The organism is Aestuariivirga sp., from assembly GCF_046294715.1.
Classification (GTDB): Bacteria; Pseudomonadota; Alphaproteobacteria; order Rhizobiales; family Aestuariivirgaceae; genus Aestuariivirga.
The window spans coordinates 23275-42096 of sequence record NZ_JBKBKI010000019.1; the positions used below are offsets into that span (position 1 = coordinate 23275).

The window sequence follows — 18822 nt, forward strand, 5'->3', positions numbered from 1 at the left end:
CGGGGCTCCTAGTTGCGGGATGCGGGTGAAGTGGTGATGGAAACGCGCGGCCCTTGTGCTGCGGGCGCGGCAACTCCCGGTGCGGGACGACGCGCATGGCGGAGCTTCGCCACGAGGCCTTCCTTGCCGCAGTCCTGAGCGGCACCGGGGCCGAAGGTTACTTCTTCCTCCTCCCAGGCCGCATCGAGGGCGGCGAGGTCATCGGGCTCGGGGTCAGGCTCGGACCTGAGGGCGGCTAGCGCTGTCTCGTCCAGCTTCGCCTTCGAGAGCGCGATCAGGGCTGCGAATACCGCGGCATAGGACGACTTGCGCTTCTCGAGCCTCTCCTTCAGTGCGGCGAAGACGTGCCCCGGCTGGCCGACGAGATCAAGTGCGTCGGCGGCGGGCCGCGTTGCAGAGAATTCAAGGAAGAGCGGCAGATAGTCCGGAAGCTCCGAAGCGGTCGGCGAATAGCCTGCCTCCTCGTAAAGTTTCAGGAGATCGACCATGGCCTGGCCCCTGTCACGGCTCTCCCCGTGGACATGCTCGAAGAGGTGGAGAGAGAGCGAGCGGGTGCGGTCGAAGAGAAGGAGGTATCTTTCCTGCAGATCGTAGAGATCGCCCGAGGCGATCTCGTCGATGAGCCCGAGGACGCCCTCGCGCTCTGCCGTGGGGATCACCGCCTCGGCAGCTAGCACCTCTCTCAGCTCGTCCGCCGCTTCCACCAGTTCGGCCGAGGGATAGGAGAGGATGGCTGAGAGAACCTTGAGCGTCTTCATCAGTAGGACCCCACTTTCGGCTTGTCGTTCTTCACCTTGATGCCGCCGAACAGGTTCACGCGATCGTCGCTCGGCAGGCAACCGTCGCCGAAGGAGAAGCCGCACTGCCCACGAAGCTCATAGGCATCCTCGGACACCTCGCGGTGCGCGGTCGGGATCACGAAGCGATCCTCGTAGTTGGCAATTGCCATAAGCCGGTACATTTCCTCGATCTGCGAGGGCCTGAGGCCAGCGCGCGCCGCCACTTTCTCGTCAATGACGCCGTCCACCGTCTTGGCGCGCATGTAGGCGCGCATCGCCAGCATCCGCTCAAGGGCTTTCGCCACCGGCTCCTCCTCGCCTGCCGTCAGCATGTTGGCCAGGTACTTGAGCGGAATGCGCAGTGAGCGGACATCCGGCATGCCGCCATCGGTTCCCATCTTACCGGCCTCCGCAGCGGCCTGGATCGGCGAGAGCGGCGGCACATACCAGACCATGGGCAGAGTGCGGTATTCGGGGTGAAGGGGGAAGGCGATCTTCCATTCCATCGCCATTTTCCAGATTGGAGACTTGCGCGCAGCATCGAGCCAGCTTTCCTGAACCCCATCGAGACGCGCCTGTGCGATCACCTCGGGGTCACTGGGATCGAGAAACAGCTTCAGCTGTGCTTCATAGAGGTCGCCCTCCTGTGGAACGCTGGCCGTCTCCTCGATGCGGTCGGCATCGTAGAGAACGACACCGAGATAGCGGATGCGGCCAACGCAGGTTTCAGAGCAGACGGTGGGCTGGCCGGCCTCGATGCGCGGATAGCAGAAAATGCATTTCTCGGACTTGCCGCTCGACCAGTTGAAGTAGATCTTCTTGTAGGGGCAGCCCGTCACGCACATGCGCCATCCTCGGCACTTGTCCTGATCGATCAGGACGATGCCATCCTCTTCGCGCTTGTAGATGGCGCCCGAGGGGCAGGAAGCCGCGCAGGCCGGATTGAGGCAGTGCTCGCACAGGCGCGGCAGGTACATCATGAAGGTGTTCTCGAACTGGCCGTAGATCTCCTTCTCTACGCCTTCGAAATTGACGTCTGCCGAACGCTTGGCGAATTCGCCGCCGAGGATCTCCTCCCAGTTCGGCCCCCACTCGATCTTCTCCATGCGCTTGCCGGTGATGAGCGAACGCGGCCGCGCGGTTGGGAATGCCTCAAGCTCCGGCGCTTTCTGCAGGTGCTCGTAGTCGAAGGTGAATGGCTCATAGTAATCATCGATTTCAGGCAGGTTCGGATTGGCGAATATAGAAGCGAGAATGCGCCACTTCGAGCCCATGCGAGGCTCGATCTTGCCGTTGGCCTTGCGCCTCCACCCACCGTTCCACCTTCCCTGGTCTTCCCAGTTCTTCGGGTAACCGATGCCCGGTTTGGTCTCGACATTGTTGAACCAGGCATATTCCATGCCTTCCCGGTTGGTCCACACGTTCTTGCACGTGACGGAGCAGGTGTGACACCCGATGCACTTATCGAGGTTCAGCACCATTGCAATTTGCGCGCGGACCTTCATGCCGATACTCCTTCCTTGCCGGTTTCGCCAAGGCCGCGTTCAAGCCAGTCCACCTTTGCGAGCTTGCGTATGACGACGAATTCGTCGCGGTTCGTGCCGATGGTTCCATAGTAGTTGAACCCGTAGGCGAGCTGCGCATAGCCCCCGATCATGTGCGTGGGCTTCAGGACGGCACGGGTGACGGAATTGTGAATGCCGCCGCGGTTGCCGGTCATTTCCGAGCCGGGCACGTTCACGATCTTCTCCTGCGCGTGATACATGAAGAGCGTTCCCTCCTTCATGCGCTGGGAGACGACGGCACGCGCCACCAGCGCGCCATTGGCGTTGAAGGCCTCGACCCAGTCATTGTCCACGATGCCGGCTCTCGCTGCGTCCTTCTCCGACAGCCAGACGATCGGCCCCCCGCGCGAAAGCGTGAGCATCAGGAGATTGTCGGTATAGGTCGAGTGGATCCCCCATTTCTGATGCGGCGTGATGAAGTTGAGTTCGATCTCCGGGTTGCCGTTGGGCTTCTTGCCTTTCACGGGAGCGACTGTCTTCAGGTCGACCGGCGGGCGGTAAGCGCAGAGAGCCTCGCCGAAGGCGCGCATCCAGGGGTGATCCTGGTAGAGTTGCTGGCGGCCCGAGAGGGTGCGCCACGGGATCAACTCGTGCACGTTCGTATAGCCCGCGTTGTAGCAGACCTTCTCGCTTTCGAGGCCCGACCAGGTCGGTGCCGAGATGATCTTGCGCGGCTGTGCCACCACGTCGCGGAAGCGGATCTTCTCGTCTTCCTTCGGGAGTGCGAGATGCGCGTGCTCCCTCCCCGTGGTTTTCGAAAGGGCCTTCCACGAGCGGACGGCCACTTCGCCATTGGTCTCGGGCGCCATCATAAGCACCACCTCGGCCGCGTCGATGTCGGTGTCGATGCGGGCGAGGCCCTTGGCGGGACCCTCCTCCCAAACGCCGTTCAGGGCCTTGAGGTTCTCGACTTCGTGCTCCGTCTTCCAGGTCATGCCCTTGATGCCGTTCCCGACTCTTTCCATGAGGGGGCCCAATGCGGTGAAGCGCTCGTAGACACGGGGATAATCGCGCTCGACAACCGTCACAGTCGGCATCGTCTTGCCGGGAATGGGCTCCACTTCGCCGCGCTTCCAGTCCCTCACGTCCTTGGGCTGGGCAATCTCGTTGGGGCTGTCATGCATGATCGGATTGAGCACGACGTCCTTCTCCACACCCAGCACTTCGGGTGCTACGCGCGAGAAGGCCTTGGCAATCGCCTTGTAGATTTCCCAGTCGCTCCTCGCCTCCCACACCGGATCGACAGCGCTGGTGAGCGGGTGGATGAAGGGATGCATGTCCGAGGTGTTGAGGTCGTTCTTCTCGTACCAGGTGGCTGTGGGAAGCACGATGTCGGAATAGACGCAGGTCGTGGACATGCGAAAGTCGAGCGTCACCAGGAGATCGAGCTTCCCCTGGGGCGCCTCGTCGTGCCAGCGCGCTTCCCTGGGCTTTGCCAGCCCCTGTTCGCCGAGATCCTTGCCCATGACGCCGTGCGTGGTGCCGAGCAGGTGCTTCAAAAAATACTCGTGGCCTTTGCCGGAAGAGCCCAGAAGGTTGGAGCGCCAGACGAAGAGGTTGCGTGGCCAGTTGTCCGGATGATCCGGGTCCTCGCAGGACATCTGGAGCTTGCCGGACTTCAACGCCTGGGCGACGTAGTCCTTCGGCTCAAGGCCTGCTGCTGCTGCGTCCTTCGCGATGGTAAGGGGGTTCTGCTTGAGCTGAGGGGCGGAAGGCAGCCAGCCCATCCGCTCGGCACGGATGTTGTAGTCGATGATGGCACCATCCCATGCGCCCTCCTGTGCGAGGGGCGAGAGGATGCCCTTCACGTCCACCGTCTCGTAGCGCCACTGGTCGGTATGTGCATACCAGGCCGAGGTCGAATTCTGCTGGCGGGGCGGACGGCCCCAATCCAGGGCGAAGGCAAGAGGCGCCCAGCCGGCCTGCGGCCTCAGCTTTTCCTGGCCGACGTAGTGCGACCACCCTCCGCCCGACTGCCCTACGCAGCCGCACATGACAAGCATGTTGATGACGCCGCGATAGTTCATGTCGGCGTGGTACCAGTGGTTCATGGCGGCGCCGATGATCACCATCGAGCGGCCGTTCGTCTTCTCGGCGTTGGTGGCGAACTCGCGGGCCACCTGGATGATCTTGTCGCGCGAGACGCCGGTGATCTTCTCTGCCCAGGCTGGGGTGTAGGGAAGATCCTCGTCGAAGGAGGCTGCGACGTTGGCACCGCCATAGCCGCAATCGACGCCATAATTGGCGACGAACAGGTCGTGCACGGAGGCGACGAGGAATTCGCCCTCCGTGGTCTGCAACCGCTTCACGGGAATGCGGCGCTCGAGCACACTCGCATGGTCGGTCGATGCGAAGTGATCATGCGCGATATTGCCGTAATAGGGGAAGGACACATCGGCGAGCTCGTCGCGGACTTCGGCGAGCGAGAGACGCAGCCGGACCGGCCTGCCTCCACTTTCCTGCTCCTCGAGGTTCCATTTGCCCTGCTCGCCCCAGCGGAAGCCGATCGAGCCCGTCGGCACCACGACCTTGCCGCTCTCCTCGTCAAAGGCCACCGTCTTCCAGTCCGGATTGTTGGCCTCGCCGAGATTCTCGGCGAAGTCGCTGGCGCGCAGCATTCTCCCGGGCACCAGCTTTCCGCCCTGCTTCTCGAGGCGGACCAGCATCGGCATGTCGGTGTACTGCCGGACGTAATCCTCGAAATAGGGAACGCTTCTCTCGACGTGATATTCCTTGAGGATCACGTGACCCATGGCCATGGCAAGGGCGGCGTCGGTGCCCTGCTTCACCGAAAGCCAGATATCGGCGAATTTCGATGCTTCGGAATAGTCCGGGCAGATCACTGCGCTCTTCATGCCGCGATAGCGCGCCTCGGTGTAGAAATGCGCATCCGGAGTGCGCGTCTGCGGAACGTTGGAACCCCACAGGATGATGAAGCCGGCATTGTACCAGTCGGCTGACTCGGGAACGTCCGTCTGCTCGCCCCAGGTCTGGGGCGAGGCCGGCGGCAGGTCGCAGTACCAGTCATAGAAGGACATGCACACGCCGCCGAGGAGGGAGAGGTAACGCGATCCCGCGGCATAGGATACCATTGACATGGCAGGAATGGGCGAGAAGCCGAAAATGCGGTCAGGCCCGTATTGCCTTGCCGTATAGGCGTTCGCGGCAGCGATGATCTCCGTCACCTCGTCCCAGCTGGCGCGAACGAACCCGCCGTGGCCGCGGACCTTCACGTAACTGTCGCGCTTGTGGGGATTCTCCACGATCGAGGCCCAAGCGGCCACCGGTGCCTGCCTTGCACGCGCCTCGCGCCACTGCTTGAGCAGCCTCGAGCGCACCAGCGGATATTTCACGCGGTTCCCCGAATAGAGATACCAGCTATAGCTCGCTCCGCGCGAACAACCACGCGGCTCGTGGTTCGGGAGATCGGGTCGCGTACGCGGGTAATCCGTCTGCTGGGTTTCCCAGGTGACGATGCCGCCCTTCACATAGATCTTCCAGCTGCAGGAGCCGGTGCAGTTCGCCCCGTGGGTGGAGCGCACGACCTTGTCGTGTTGCCAGCGCTTGCGATAACCGTCCTCCCAGGAACGGTCCTCGGTGGTCGTGATGCCGTGGCCGTTGGCGAAGGGCTGCACGTCACGCTTGAAGAAGGTCAGTCGGTCGAGAAAGAGAGACATTGTTCCTGTCCGTTCTTGAAATCAGCAGGGGGTGGCGGCGCCGCGGCGGGCATACATCCGCCAGTTCATCACGACGTTCGCGGCGATGTAGACCGCGAGCCAGTAGAAGACCGCGTTGGGCGTGCCGAAGCGGCCGATGGCGAGCGCGAACATCATGCCGAAGAACAGAGGCCCATATGCCGCGATCGCCGCGGTAAAGCCGATCACGCCGCCGGCCTGGCGGGGCGGGAAGATCATCGGCATCTGCTTGAATGTCGAGGCATTGCCTACGCCGGCGAAGAAGAACAGCGCGAGCATGGCGGCCACGAACCACGGGAAGGACGACATGTCGGAGGGCGTGGTGAACATCGGAACCGCAATCGCCGAGAGCAGCATGCCAAGCCCGGCCCATTGCGTGACGCGCGCGCCGCCCAGCTTGTCAGACAATGGTCCGGCAAGCACCCGGGCGATCGAGCCCACGAGCGGGCCATAGAAGGCGTATGTCAGCGGATCGGGCGCACCCTCGAGCCCGCCGTAACAGGACTTGATGAGCAGCGGGAAGGTAGCCGAGAGGCCGGAGAAGGCGCCGAAGGTCATGATGTAGAGCGAGGTCATGGACCAGGTGTGGCGCGAACCGAAGATATCGAACTGCTCGCGAAAATTCGCCTTGATGGGAACGGAGCGCAGCATGAGCCAGCCGAGCGCACCGAAGACGATGATGAATGGGATGTAGATGGCGGTCGCGTTCTGGAGATAGACTTGGCTCGTGGCACCGCCCTTGGTCAGCGTCTGGGAGGAGCCGAGGAGGCCGCCGCCCACCAGCGCCACACCGATGATCCAGGGCGTGACGAACTGAACGACGGAGACACCGAAGTTTCCGATGCCCGCCTGAATCGCCAAGGCCGTGCCCTGCAGACGCTTCGGGAAGAAGAGGCTGGTCGAGGGCATGAAGGAGGAGAAGTTACCGCCTCCGAGCCCGGCAAGGAAGGCGAGCACCATCAGCACCCAGTAAGGCGTCTCGGGATTCTGGACCGCATAATACCAACCCACCGCCGGGATGAGCAGCGAGAGGGTGGAGAAGGTCACGACGGTTCGGGTGCCGAACATCGGCGTGAGGAACATATGAACGAGGCGCAGCGTGCCGCCAGCCAGCCCCGGCATGGCCGCGAGCCAGAAGAGCTGGCCCGTCGTCAGCTGAAAGCCGATCTGCGGCAGCCGCACGACCAGGGCGGAGACCACGAACCAGACGATGAAGGCAAGCGTGAGATTGGCCGTGGTGATGACGAGCGTGCGGTTCGCGACGGCTTTCCCGGTCTTGCTCCAGAACAGCTCGTCCTCGGGCGTCCATTGCTTGAGCCAGGTGGTGGAAGTGGACATTGATCTTTCTCCTGGTGAACGATTGTCAGCGCGCACCCGGCCCTGCCGGTGCAACGCCCAGAACCTTTGCAGCCTTGCGGCTCTTCGCCTTCGGGAGGTTCAGCGCCTCGAGCTCCGGGAGGTCGCGCGGACGGGCGAGTTCCGGATGAGCCTGCTTCTCCATTTCGCGGATCGCCAGGTGCATCCAGGCGAGGCTGACGGCGACGATGAGGAAGAGAAGCATGAAGCAGCTGGTCCACACACCGACGACATCGTTCAGAATGCCGAAGGCAATCGGCAGGATGAAGCCGCCGAGCCCCCCGATGAGCCCCACGATGCCGCCCACGGCACCCACGCGACCTGGATAGTAGACAGGGATATGCTTGTAGACCGCCGCCTTGCCGAGGCTCATGAAGAAGCCGAGGCAGAAGGTGAGGATCGTGAACGGAACGAATCCAAGCGCAAAGGTGAACTCGATCGGGCCCTTGATGCCGCTCACGATGTAATGGGTTGCGGGATAGCTGAGCAGGAATGTGCAGACAAGCGACCCGATGAAGGTCCAGTACATCACCTTGCGTGCGCCGTGCTTGTCCGAGAGCGTGCCGCCGAGAACGCGGAACAGCGAACCGGGAATGGAGTACGCCGCGCCCAGCAGACCGGCTGTCACGATATCGAGGCCATAGACGCCGACATAGTAGCGGGGCAGCCACAGCGCGAGCGCCACGAAGCCGCCGAACACGAAGAAGTAATAGAGTGAGAAGCGCCAGACCTGCAGGTTCCTGAGCGGCTTCAGCATGGCGCTCATCGGCTCGGGCTTCTTTCCTGACTTGCGGCGCTCGGCGAGGTCCGGGTCGTCCGAGGTCATGAACCAGAAGATGGCCGCCATCACCAGGAGCCCGACTGCCCACAGATTGGCGACCATGGTCCAGCCGAAATGCACCATCACCATCGGGGCCAGGAACTTGGTCACCGCCGCGCCGACATTGCCGGCGCCGAAGATGCCCAGCGCCGTTCCCTGCTTCTCCTTGGGAAACCACTTCGAGACATAGGCGATGCCCACCGCGAAGGAGCCGCCCGCCACCCCGACGCCCAGTGCCGCGAGCAGGAATGTCGGATAATCATACGCGAAGGTGAGAAGCCAGGTGGCGATCGCCGCCGTCACCATCACCGCGACGTTGACGATCCTTCCGCCATACTGATCGGCCCAGATGCCGAGCACCAGGCGAATGAGTGAACCCGTGAGGATCGGCGTGCCGGCCAGGAGGCCGAACTGCGTGTCGGAGAGCCCCAGGTCCTTCTTGATCTGCACACCGATGATCGAGAAGATGGTCCAGACAGCGAAGCAGACCGTGAATGAAAGTGTCGAAAGCCAGAGCGCGCGCGATTGCGCTCCGTGCTCCCCGGTGTCTTCCGTCATCATCTTTGCCCCTCATGGATCGGAATGGCCTTTCCAAGATCAATGGGGCTGAGGGGCCGCATTCCCTTTGATGTGAATCAACGTCCGCTTCTCGGCAGGTCGATTCAAGTTCCGCCTCGACGGATGGCAAAGCCGCTTTCTCCAACCGGCAGGACGAATTCATTGAACTCCCCTCGGAAAGATTGATAAACATCAAGACACGGCACAGTGCACGAGGGAAACAAGGCGGATCGGAAAGAATCATGCGGAGCGAAGACGAGGCGACAGCATCGGAATTGCCGTTCTTCGAGGGACTGGCGGAAGCGACGGTCAGGCTGCTGATCCGCGGCGCCTATCTGCAGCGCTTTCCCGCCCACGTTGAACTCATCCACCAGGGCCAGACGGCTGACTTTCTTCATGTGGTGGTGGAGGGGCAAGTTGAGGTCTTCTCCAGCTACCGGGACCGCGAGACCACGGTCGCGGTGCTGGGGCCAGGAGCAAGCTTCATCCTTGCGGCCGTCTTTCTGGACAAGCCCTACCTCAAATCGGCCCGCTCGCTTTCAGCCGCCCGTTTGCTCCTCCTCCCGGCGGCGAATGTGAGGGCAGCCTTCGGGCTCGATCCGAACTTCGCGCGGCGGATCGCAAGCGAAATGGCGGAGGGCTACCGCTCTCTCGTCAAGGAGATCAACAACCAGAAACTCCGCTCGAGCCTCGAGCGTCTGGCGAACTGGATCCTGCGCCAGGTGGGCAAGGATGCGGCGCCGGCGACCTTCACCTTTCCCTTCGACAAGAAAACCCTCGCCGCCAAGCTTGGCGTCACCCCGGAGGTACTCTCGCGCAACTTCGCGGCGCTGGTGCCCTACGGCGTCACGGTGTCGGGCAAGTCGGTCGTCGTGAACGACCTGGCGCTGCTCACGAATTTCGCAAAGCCTTCGCCCATCATCGACGATCCCGAGTTCTAGGAACGGGGCCTCGACCAAGACGGCGATTTGACCTAATCTCCGCGCCAAACAGAACACGACAAGGGAGGAAACACCATGAAGTTCAAGAGTCTGCTCGCACTTGCCGTTGGCGCATTGCTGTTCGCTTCCGGCTCGGGGACAGCACTCGCCGACAAGCTCGTGATCTCCAACTGGGACGGCTACATGCCGAAGGACATGGCCGAAAAGTTCAAGGCCGCGACGGGGATCGATCTCGAGATCGCAGTGCATGCCACGAATGAAGAGATCATGGGCAAGGTGACGGCGTCCGGCGGGGAAGGCTACGACGTGCTCTTCGTCTCCTCGCCGTTCGCCGAGGCGCTCAACAACCTCGGACTCGTGGCGCCGATCGACCACGCGAAGATCCCCAACCTCGCGAATCTCTACCCGGAGGCCACGCAGCTCAAGCACGATCCGGGCAACGCGTTCTCGATCCCCTATACGTGGGGCACGACAGGGCTCTGCTACCGTTCGGACGTCGTCAAGACGGAACCCGCAAGCTGGAACGACCTCCTGAAGCCTTCGGACGATCTCAAGGGCAAGGTCACCATGCTCTCGACGGACCGTTGGCTGATGGCGGCGGGCTTCCTTGCCAACGGCATGTCGGTCAACACCACGGAGCAGGCCGATCTCGACAAGGTTCGCGATCAGCTGATCGAGACGAAGCGCCAGCTTCTGGCCTATGACGATACAACCTTCTATTCCAAGCTCGTATCGGGCGAGGCCTCGCTCGTCCACGCCTGGGATGGCTGGTGCAACTACGGCATCGCCGAGAAGCCCGAGATCAAATACGTGATCCCGAAGGAAGGCTCGGACCTGTGGGTCGATGCCATCGTCATCACCAAGGCTTCGAAGAACCCGGAAGCCGCGCACAAGTTCATCGACTTCGTGCTCAATGCCGAGAACGGAAAATGGGTGGTCGAGAACATCATGTACAAGACACCCAACAAGGCCGGCATGGAGGCGATCGACAAGGCCATGCTCACGCAATATCCCAACATGGCAATTCCGCCGGCCGAACTTCTCAAATACGAGCAGCTGCGCGATCTGGGCAATGGCATGAAGGCCTTCTCGAAGACCGTCTCCGAAATCATGGCAGCTAAGTGAAGGCGGCCAGGTGAACCTCCCTTCCCGCTCTCCCGGCCCCGCCGGGAGAGCACTCCCCCACCGATGAGGCCGCAGCACACCTCCTGGCTCCTGATGGCACCCGGGCTCCTCTGGCTCGGGCTGCTCATGGTCGTGCCGTGCCTGCTCGTCTTCGTGCTGATCTTCTTCGAGCGCGGCATCTATGGCGGCGTCGACTGGGAAGCGCCGACGTTCGAGAACATCCGCCGCGTTTTCGATCCGCTCTATCTCTCGGTATTCCTGGACAGCGCGGCCGTGGCAGGGGCGGCAACGCTGTTCGCCCTGCTGATCGGCTATCCGGCCGCCTATGCCATCGCCAAGTCGCCGCCCGAGCGGCAGACCGCACTCTTGTTCCTCGCGATCCTGCCGTTCTGGACGAACTACCTGATCCGCACCTATGCGTGGATCGTGCTTCTCAATCCTGCCGGGCTCATCAACGTCCTGCTGCTGGGCTCGGGGCTTCGGAGCGAGCCGCTGCCCCTTCTCTACACCAAGGCCGCCGTGGTACTCGGCCTCGTCTACAGCTATACGCCCTTTGTGATCCTGGCGATCTACTCCGCATTGCAGCGGCTCGATCCCTCCTATGCCGAGGCTTCGCGTGACCTCGGCGCCGGGCCTGTCGAGACGTTCCTGCGCATCACCCTGCCCCTGACGGCACCCGGGGTTGCTGCGGGGGCGGTCTTCGTCTTTGTGCTGTCGATCGGCAATTTCGTGACCCCGGACCTCCTCGGCGGCGGCAAGTTTCAGATGGTGGGCAACCTCATCTACGACCAGTTCCTCTCGGCCCGGGACTGGCCCTTCGGCGCGGCCCTCTCGGCCCTGCTTATTGTGCTCATGATGGGACTTCTCTTCGCGCAGGCCGTGGCGTCGCTGCGGGCAAGGGGCGAACATGCGCGCGCTTAATGCCTGGCTCGGCGCCGTCTACGGCTTCCTTTATCTGCCCATCGCGATCCTGATGGTGCTGTCCTTCAACCGCTCCGGCCTGCCCACCGCATGGGGCGGCTTCACCTTCTCATGGTATGGCGAACTCGCCGCCAACCCCAAGATCATGGGCGCTGCCTGGAACTCGCTCGTCGTCGCGTTCTGGGCGACGGCGATCTCGACCGCATTGGGCACACTGCTGGCGCTGGGTGTGGAGCGGGCGAGGCCTTCCGCGTCCCGCGAGGCGCTGCTCTTCGCGCCGATGATCATTCCGGATATCGTGCTCGCCATAGCACTGCTCTCCTTCTTCACGCTGACGAAATTCACGCTCGGCCTGCACTCGATCGTCGTGGCGCATGTGGTGTTCAACATCGCTTTCGTGTGCGCCGTGGTGCGCGCGCGCCTCAAGTCCTACGACTGGTCACTCGACGAAGCCTCGCGCGATCTCGGGGCGGGCGCCATCGCGACCTTCCTCCGCATCACGCTGCCGCTGATCGGCCCCTCCGTCGTGGCGGCGGCACTGCTGGCCTTCACGCTCTCGATCGACGAGTTCATCATTGCCTATTTCACGGCAGGTGCGGGCCAGTCCTCCACCACTCTGCCGATGCAGATCTATGCGATGATCCGCTTCGGCGTGACGCCCGAGATCAACGCCATGGCGAGCATCGTCCTCGGCGTGAGCTTCATCCTGGTCCTCGCCGCCCAGCGGCTGAACAGCGGACGCATTCCGGGGGCCTGATCCTTTTTTGAACGTCGAAACGGCACGAGGGAGTAACACACCATGGCAAGGAAAGCAGTGAAGAAGGCTGGCGGGGCGAGGAAAAAACCCGCCGCGAGGAAGAAGGCAGGCCCCGCAAAGAAGGCGCCGGCAAAGAAGAAAACGCCCGCGCCGAGGAAACTGGGGCTTTCCCGCAAGGCGGCGGCGCGGAGCCGTACCACCGCGAAGCCCAAGGCGAAGGCCTCGGCAAAGAAGGTGATCGCCCTGTTTCCGGAAGCGGCCTTCGGGCCGGCGCTCAATTCGGTGGGCATCGGCCAGGCACTGAAGAAGCTCGGGCACAAGGTGGTGTTTCTCTCCGACCCCGGCTTTCTCGACGTCTACAAGGGTTACGGTTTCGAGGCGCACCCCGTGAACCTCTCGGAGCCGCTGCCGCCCGAGCAGATGGCGAAGTTCTGGGTCGATTTCATCAACGGCCACATACCGAACTTCCGCAAGACGCCCTTCGAGCAGATCGGCAACTACGTGAAGGACTGCTGGAGCATGATCGTCGAGACGGCAAAATGGGCCGAGAAGGACCTGCCCGGCATTCTCGAGCGGGTGAAGCCGGACGTCGTCTGCGTCGACAACGTGATCCTGTTCCCCGCGATCAAGCGCTATGCCAAGACGCACGGAAAACCATGGGTGCGCGTCATCTCCTGCTCCGAGAACGAGATCGAGGACCCGGACATCCCTCCCCATCTCTCAGGTGCGGGCGCCACGGACAAGAAGGCGCATTCCGCCTACCGCAAGCGCTTCAAGGAAGTGATCAAGCCGATCCACGAGGAGTTCAACCGCTTCCTCGCCTCGGTGGGCGAGAAGAAGTATCCGCTGGGCCAGTTCTTCGAGGCGAGCCCGCACATGAACATCCTGCTCTATCCGAGTGCGGTGAAGTTCAAGCGCCGTCACAAGTTGCCCGCAAGGCAGTTCCAGTATCTCGAGGGATGCGTGCGCAAGGACAAGCCCTATGAGGTGCCGCAGTTCCAGGCCAACAACGACAAGCCGCTCCTCTATGTGAGCTTCGGATCGTTGGGATCGGGTGACGTCGACCTCCTGAAGCGGCTGATCGCGGCGCTGGGCAAGATGCCGGTGCGGGCGCTGGTCAATGTCGGCGACTACAAGGACCAGTACTCCGACATCCCGCCCAATGTGATCATCGACAGCTGGTTCCCGCAGCCTTCGGTGATCCCCAAGGTGGACGGCGTGATCCATCACGGCGGCAACAACTCCTTCACCGAGTGCCTCTATTTCGGCAAGCCCGCGATCATCATGCCGTATGTGTGGGATGGCCACGACAATGCCACGCGCGTCCAGGAAACCGGCCATGGCTTCAAGCTCGATCGCTATGACTGGACGGAGGAGGAATTGCAGCAGAAGATCATGACCATGCTCACCGACAAGAAGATGAAGGAGAGACTGAAGAAGACCTCGCAGCAGATGCGTGCCGAGCACGGCCCGACCAAGGCCGCGAAGGTGATCGACGCGCTGACGCGCCGGAAGATCGCCTGATGGAGGCGAAGCTCGACTCTTCCGCCCCGCACCTTCGGGACCCGGCGCATTACGCCGGGCCCTTGAAGGACTGGGGCCATCAGCCGAACCCCATCTCCGGCAATTCGAAGAACGACGGCGTGCTGCTGCACAAGGGGGCAGGCGGCGCGCCGGAGGTGGGGCTCTGGCAATGCACACCGGGAGAATGGCCGCTCGAGATCCCGCGCGACGAGCTCTGCCATTTCGTTTCCGGAAGCGCCACCTACCGGCACGAATCGGGCGAAGAGATCAAGATCGTGCCGGGCACGGTGGTGCTGTTCCCGGCAGGCTGGAAGGGCACCTGCACCGTTCACGAAACCATGCGCAACGTCTACATGCTGAGCTGAGACATGACCCTGAAACTGGATACATCCGCCCCACACCTGGTGGCGCCCGAGAGCTATTCCGGCCCGTTCAAGGATTGGGGCGTGATCCCCACCATGATCGAGGGCCAGTCGCACACGAGCGGCATCGTGCTGCACAAAGGACCGAACGGCGAGAGCGAAAGCGGCATCTGGATCTGTACGCCGGGCTTCTGGAACTGCCACGTGACGCGCGACGAGTTCTGCCACTTCCTGCTCGGGCGCTGCACCTATACGCATGAGTCCGGCGAGGTGATCGAGATCGTGCCCGGCACGGTGGCCTTCTTCCCACGGGACTGGAAGGGCACCTGCCGGGTGCACGAGACGATCCGCAAGGTCTACATGATCCGCTAGGCCCTCCTGGGCTTCAGAAAGAGCGGCGCATAGACGGCGACGAAGACCAGGAAAGCGAGAATCCAGCCCAGCCCCGCGACCTCGAGCAGCCATGAAGCCCCCGGAGCGAGGCCCGCGGCGATCCGGCTCAGCGCCGCAACGAGTGCCAGCACGTAGATGGCTGTGATGCGCCTGTCCGCGGTCAAGGGCATGCCGCTGTGGCCGAGGCTCGCCCGCGTCATTACGGCGAGCGTCATCAGCAGGATGGCGCCCGCCGTCCAGGCATGAATGGCGGCGGAGGGCGGCACCTGTTCGGGCCAGAGTGCTGCGCTTCCCACCAGCAGAAAGCCCAGGGGCACGAAGAGATAGGCCGCGTGCAGGATGCTCACGAGGGGTTCGGAGAGGCTGCGCCAGCCTGCCCAGCGGGCCAGCCGCAGAAGATTGGCGGCGCCGGCCGCGAGGAGGAGGATGCCGGCGAGCGCGCTGCCTGGCCTCGCGACCCAGAGCAGGAGCGCGGCCGCGGTGAGCCCGATCGCCGCCTTGTCGAAGGTGCTGAAGCCTTCCGGGAGTCGGCCGGGAGCGCGGCGGGCCAGCCAGTTCCTGGTGAAGCTCGGGATGATGCGACCTCCGATCACCGCGATGAGCAGGATTGCGCTGCCAATGCCGAGCCTTATGCCGTAACCTTGGGAGAGCGCCTCTCCCGACAGGTTCTCGAGGTGAAACACGGCATTGCCCGTGAGCAGCGTGCCGACCATCGCCAGCACCTTGAGATTGCGCCAATTGCGCCCCGCCACGATCTCGCGGCCCAGCATGGAGATGAGAAGCGCCAGGAAGAGCAGGTCGAGCCCTGCGAGCAGCAGCGGTGGCAAGCCCGCCGAGAAGAAGACGGCAATACGACCCAGTGCCCAGCTGCTCCACAGCAAGGCAAGCGGGTGACCCACGATGGGGAGCCGGCCCGTCCAGTTGGGAACCGCCGTCAGCATGAAGCCCGCAACGACGGCCGAGAGGTAGCCCCATAGAAACTCATGGGCGTGCCACTCGATCGGACCGAAGGCGGAGGGAATGATCCACAATCCGGCGAGGGCCCCGATCCAGACGGCCATGGCGACTCCTGCGAACACCGCAGCGCCAAGGAAGAAGGGGCGGAAGCCGTAGCCAAGTATGGCCGGTCCGTTCCAGTTGCGGATCTGTTCGGCGGAACTCGACATGATTGCGTCCTTCAGCTCTCAGCCATGCGCGCAGGTGCAGCGCGTATGGCCGAGGATTTCGAAACGTGGGAACAGGATATCGTCTTCAATGCGAATGTGCTCGCGGAGTTCGGCACAGAGGCTTTCCACCCCGGCGTAAAGGCGCTGCCAGGAACCGCAAGCCCCTGCCGGAACGGCATAGCCCCGGGTGAGCCGCTCGATTTCGGCAATGCACTGCGCGTGGTCCTCATGATCGCTCCGCATCATGGAGATCGGCTGCGCGAGTGCGCCGCCGAGGCCCTGGCGCATGGCTGGGAACAGCACCTGCTCCTCCTTCTGCATGTGGCTTTCGAGATCGGCGGCGACGTGCTCGAGCGCATCGCCGAGGCCGAGCGGTGCCTCAGGAACGTCATGGTGCACCCGCTCCACCTTGCGGGCGAGCGCCACGAGATCGGGAAGTTCCGCCCGGTGCTTCTGGTGATAGGCGGCCAGGATGTGGTCGAGAAGGCTCTCGACATCCATGGTATCCGGGGACGGGGCGCGTAAGGCGTCAGGCGAGGGCAGGTTCATCGCGTTCTCCTTTCTGGGACAGGGCGTGAATGTCGGCGGCGGGAAGCGGGGCCGGCACCGCCTTGCCGCCACGGATGTCGTAAACACGGTCGGCCACCAGAGACCAGGCCGGGCGGTGCGAGATGGTGAGGATGGTGTAGCGGCCCCTCAGTGACCTGATGTTGGCGAGCACCTGCGCCTCGGTGACGGGATCGAGCGCGCTCGTCACCTCGTCAAGGATGAGAAGGGCTGGCCTCGTCACGAGAGCCCTAGCCAGGGAGACGCGCTGGCGCTCGCCGCCTGAGAGACGCGATCCCATTTCGCCGACGCCGGTCTCGAGGCCGTGCGGCATCTGCCTGACGAAGGGGGCCGCACCCGCAAGCTCCAGCGCCTCCCACACTTCCTCTTCGCTGATGTGCGGGTCGAGCAGCGTGACGTTGTCGCGGATGCTGGCGTGAAACAGCGTGAGCTCCTGGGGTACATAGCCGATCTTGCGGCGCCATGCCCACAGATCGACTTTGGAGAGCGGCACGCTGCCGAGCAGGATCGTTCCGCTGTCCGGCGCATGAAGGCCCAGCAGCAGATCGACGATCGTCGTCTTGCCGGAACCGGAATGGCCTTGCAGCACGGTGATCTGGCCCTCCGGCATCTCGAGATCGAGCCCGTCAAGGACGAGGCTTTCGCCGCGCCGGAAGGTGACGGCCGCGAAGCGGCAGCCGCAGGGCACGGGCGGCGGCAGGTGGCCTTCGTTGATCTCGCGCGCAGACTCTGCCTCCCGGATCAGTGCGTCGGTGCGCACGAAGGCGCTCTCGAGCTGCACCGCCTGCTGCAGGAAGCGCTGCAGCCGGGAGGTGATGGAGAGGATCTGGAAAAAGCCGATGCCGCTGACGATGAGCTCGGCCAGGGGCAGCCCCGCCACGGCGTGTCCGAGCCAGAGGCCGAGCCCCACCAGCATCGCGACGAGCAGGTCGCTTCCCTGGGTGAGGCCCGCCTTCGAGACCTCGCGCGCCACCAGCGAGCGGTGAACGCCCTTCAGGGCGCGGGCGATGCGCGCCTGGATGGCATGGTGCCGCCACATGGACTTGATGGGCTTCAGCCCGGCCATGGCGTCAGCGGTAAGGGTGGCGAGTTCGGCAGTGCTGTCCGTCTGGCGGTAGCCGGCGCGGCGGCCGATCTCAACGAGGCGGCCGAGCGCCAGGATCACCAGCAGCCCCCCGGTGAGGCCGAACAGCGCGACCCGCCAGTTGATCAGGAAGTTGAGCGCCACGTAGGCCGCGGCCTGAATGGCATAGGCGGCGACCTGCGCCGAGACGAGATAGGCATCCCCCGCCCGCGCCGCATCGTTGCCGAGTGCATTGGCGAGGTGGCCTCCCTTCTGGTTGGCCAGAAAATCCCAGCGCGCATCGAAAAAGGAGGCGATGAGCCTGCGGCGGAGCGAGATCGAGACCCGCGCGGCAAGCACGCCGGCATAGGAGAGGGCGGCGAAACCGAGGATCGCCTTTACCGCCATCAGCCCCACGGCGAGGAGAATCATGTTCCCGAGAATGGGCGCGATGCCGAGGGCGGAAATCCCGGCACGCACATGCGTGCCGACTGCGGAGCCCCCCGCCGCATCGCCGCTGGCGATGATGGAAAGCGCAGGCAGGAGCGAGCCGAGGCTTGCCGCCTCGGCGATGCCGGCGAGAAGCAGGCACAGCAGCACCAGGGCGGAAGCCGCCTCGCGCCGGGCGAGGAAGATGCGGGGAAGATGCAGCATCACGCCGCCTCCGCAGGAGCGGGCCCGACGAGGCGGATGCGCGGGTCGGACGCGGCGAGGCCCAGCACATGCTCTCTTTCGCGGTCGAAATCATGCGGCGGCGGCGCGGCGAGTCCGCGGGCGCTGAGCGAGCCCGACTGGAAGAAGTCGAAGCCGAACAGGCGCAGCTCCGCGAAGCCACCGAGGCGGCGCAGCAGATCGATCATCATGAGGCCCGTCGTGGGACGCGCGCCGCCGAGTTCCGCGGCGAGGCTCCGCCACCAGTCTTGGGGGTAGAACAGCATCGGCAGACGCCAGCCGTAAGCCGCCGCGGCGCGCCACCGCCGCTCGGGGGTCATCCACAGGAGCATCTCCGGCTTCAGTTCGCCAAGGCGCCTCGCGGCAACGAAGCTGCTGACGCCCAGCCAGTGGGTCGCCTGCCCATGGCTCTGTGCTGCCGCCTGCGGGGCGGCGTTCAACCGGATCACCAGGCTGCAGCGGTCTATTTCAGCTCCGAGACTTGAAGCGGCGAGGCTCCGCGCGTTGCCGACGAGCGCCACCGTGCTTCCCGAGAGCCTGGACCTGAGGCTCATCGGC

At 63.7% G+C, this 18822-nt stretch carries 16 protein-coding genes; 7 read left to right on the forward strand and 9 right to left on the reverse strand.

The genetic code is table 11. The features are described 5' to 3' along the window. Nucleotides 1–8: 8 nt before the first annotated feature. The 5 genes from narJ to ACK4HL_RS13405 are packed head-to-tail and all read right to left on the reverse strand — an operon-like array spanning nt 9 to nt 8776. Complete coding sequence (gene narJ, locus ACK4HL_RS13385; protein WP_409761115.1) at nt 9–758, reverse strand: nitrate reductase molybdenum cofactor assembly chaperone; 750 nt, start codon at nt 756–758, stop codon at nt 9–11. Further along, nucleotides 758–2284 carry a nitrate reductase subunit beta gene (narH, locus tag ACK4HL_RS13390; RefSeq protein WP_409761117.1) on the reverse strand — a complete coding sequence of 509 codons (1527 nt, stop codon included), beginning with the start codon at nt 2282–2284 and terminating at the stop codon, nt 758–760. The genes narJ and narH overlap by 1 nt, the downstream gene beginning before the upstream one ends. Next, complete coding sequence (locus tag ACK4HL_RS13395; protein ID WP_409761119.1) at nt 2281–6021, reverse strand: nitrate reductase subunit alpha; 3741 nt, start codon at nt 6019–6021, stop codon at nt 2281–2283. Before ACK4HL_RS13395 ends, narH begins: the two co-directional genes overlap by 4 nt. Nucleotides 6022–6042: 21 nt before the next feature. Next, nucleotides 6043–7377, reverse strand: coding sequence for an MFS transporter (locus ACK4HL_RS13400; RefSeq protein WP_409761121.1), 1335 nt, complete (start codon nt 7375–7377; stop codon nt 6043–6045). Nucleotides 7378–7402: 25 nt separating this feature from the next. Beyond that, the gene (locus ACK4HL_RS13405) at nt 7403–8776 is read right to left on the reverse strand and encodes an MFS transporter (protein ID WP_409761123.1); all 1374 of its coding nucleotides are present in this window, start codon (nt 8774–8776) and stop codon (nt 7403–7405) included. 239 nt (nt 8777–9015) lie between these two features. On the opposite strand from ACK4HL_RS13405, the gene ACK4HL_RS13410 reads away from it, so the two are divergent. The 7 genes from ACK4HL_RS13410 (at nt 9016) to ACK4HL_RS13440 (ending at nt 14775) form a co-directional block, all read left to right on the forward strand. Further along, nucleotides 9016–9714 (forward strand): cyclic nucleotide-binding domain-containing protein, encoded by a 699-nt coding sequence (locus tag ACK4HL_RS13410; RefSeq protein ID WP_409761125.1) that lies wholly within the window; start codon nt 9016–9018, stop codon nt 9712–9714. Between the two features lie 75 nt (nt 9715–9789). Continuing rightward, the gene (locus ACK4HL_RS13415) at nt 9790–10839 is read left to right on the forward strand and encodes a spermidine/putrescine ABC transporter substrate-binding protein (RefSeq protein WP_409761127.1); all 1050 of its coding nucleotides are present in this window, start codon (nt 9790–9792) and stop codon (nt 10837–10839) included. A gap of 63 nt (nt 10840–10902) precedes the next feature. Then, on the forward strand, nt 10903–11760 hold the full coding sequence (locus ACK4HL_RS13420; protein ID WP_409761129.1) for an ABC transporter permease: 858 nt from the start codon (nt 10903–10905) through the stop codon (nt 11758–11760). Beyond that, on the forward strand, nt 11747–12517 hold the full coding sequence (locus ACK4HL_RS13425) for an ABC transporter permease (RefSeq protein WP_409761131.1): 771 nt from the start codon (nt 11747–11749) through the stop codon (nt 12515–12517). Before ACK4HL_RS13420 ends, ACK4HL_RS13425 begins: the two co-directional genes overlap by 14 nt. 42 nt (nt 12518–12559) lie before the next feature. Next, complete coding sequence (locus ACK4HL_RS13430) at nt 12560–14041, forward strand: glycosyltransferase (protein ID WP_409761133.1); 1482 nt, start codon at nt 12560–12562, stop codon at nt 14039–14041. Then, nucleotides 14041–14406 carry a cupin domain-containing protein gene (locus ACK4HL_RS13435; RefSeq protein WP_409761135.1) on the forward strand — a complete coding sequence of 122 codons (366 nt, stop codon included), beginning with the start codon at nt 14041–14043 and terminating at the stop codon, nt 14404–14406. The genes ACK4HL_RS13430 and ACK4HL_RS13435 overlap by 1 nt, the downstream gene beginning before the upstream one ends. 93 nt (nt 14407–14499) lie before the next feature. Then, nucleotides 14500–14775, forward strand: coding sequence for a cupin domain-containing protein (locus tag ACK4HL_RS13440; protein WP_409761201.1), 276 nt, complete (start codon nt 14500–14502; stop codon nt 14773–14775). Here the strand turns inward: ACK4HL_RS13440 and ACK4HL_RS13445 are convergent. From ACK4HL_RS13445 to ACK4HL_RS13460, 4 genes are read right to left on the reverse strand one after another with little or no spacing between them, the layout of a single operon-like run. Further along, nucleotides 14772–15962 carry an NnrS family protein gene (locus ACK4HL_RS13445; RefSeq protein ID WP_409761137.1) on the reverse strand — a complete coding sequence of 397 codons (1191 nt, stop codon included), beginning with the start codon at nt 15960–15962 and terminating at the stop codon, nt 14772–14774. The two genes, ACK4HL_RS13440 and ACK4HL_RS13445, sit on opposite strands and share 4 nt — an antisense overlap. An 18-nt stretch (nt 15963–15980) precedes the next feature. Continuing rightward, nucleotides 15981–16511, reverse strand: coding sequence for a hemerythrin domain-containing protein (locus tag ACK4HL_RS13450; protein WP_409761139.1), 531 nt, complete (start codon nt 16509–16511; stop codon nt 15981–15983). Further along, nucleotides 16492–18246 carry an ABC transporter ATP-binding protein gene (locus ACK4HL_RS13455; RefSeq protein ID WP_409761141.1) on the reverse strand — a complete coding sequence of 585 codons (1755 nt, stop codon included), beginning with the start codon at nt 18244–18246 and terminating at the stop codon, nt 16492–16494. Before ACK4HL_RS13455 ends, ACK4HL_RS13450 begins: the two co-directional genes overlap by 20 nt. Beyond that, nucleotides 18246–18818, reverse strand: coding sequence for a glycosyltransferase family 29 protein (locus ACK4HL_RS13460; RefSeq protein ID WP_409761143.1), 573 nt, complete (start codon nt 18816–18818; stop codon nt 18246–18248). The genes ACK4HL_RS13455 and ACK4HL_RS13460 overlap by 1 nt, the downstream gene beginning before the upstream one ends. Nucleotides 18819–18822: the final 4 nt, after the last annotated feature.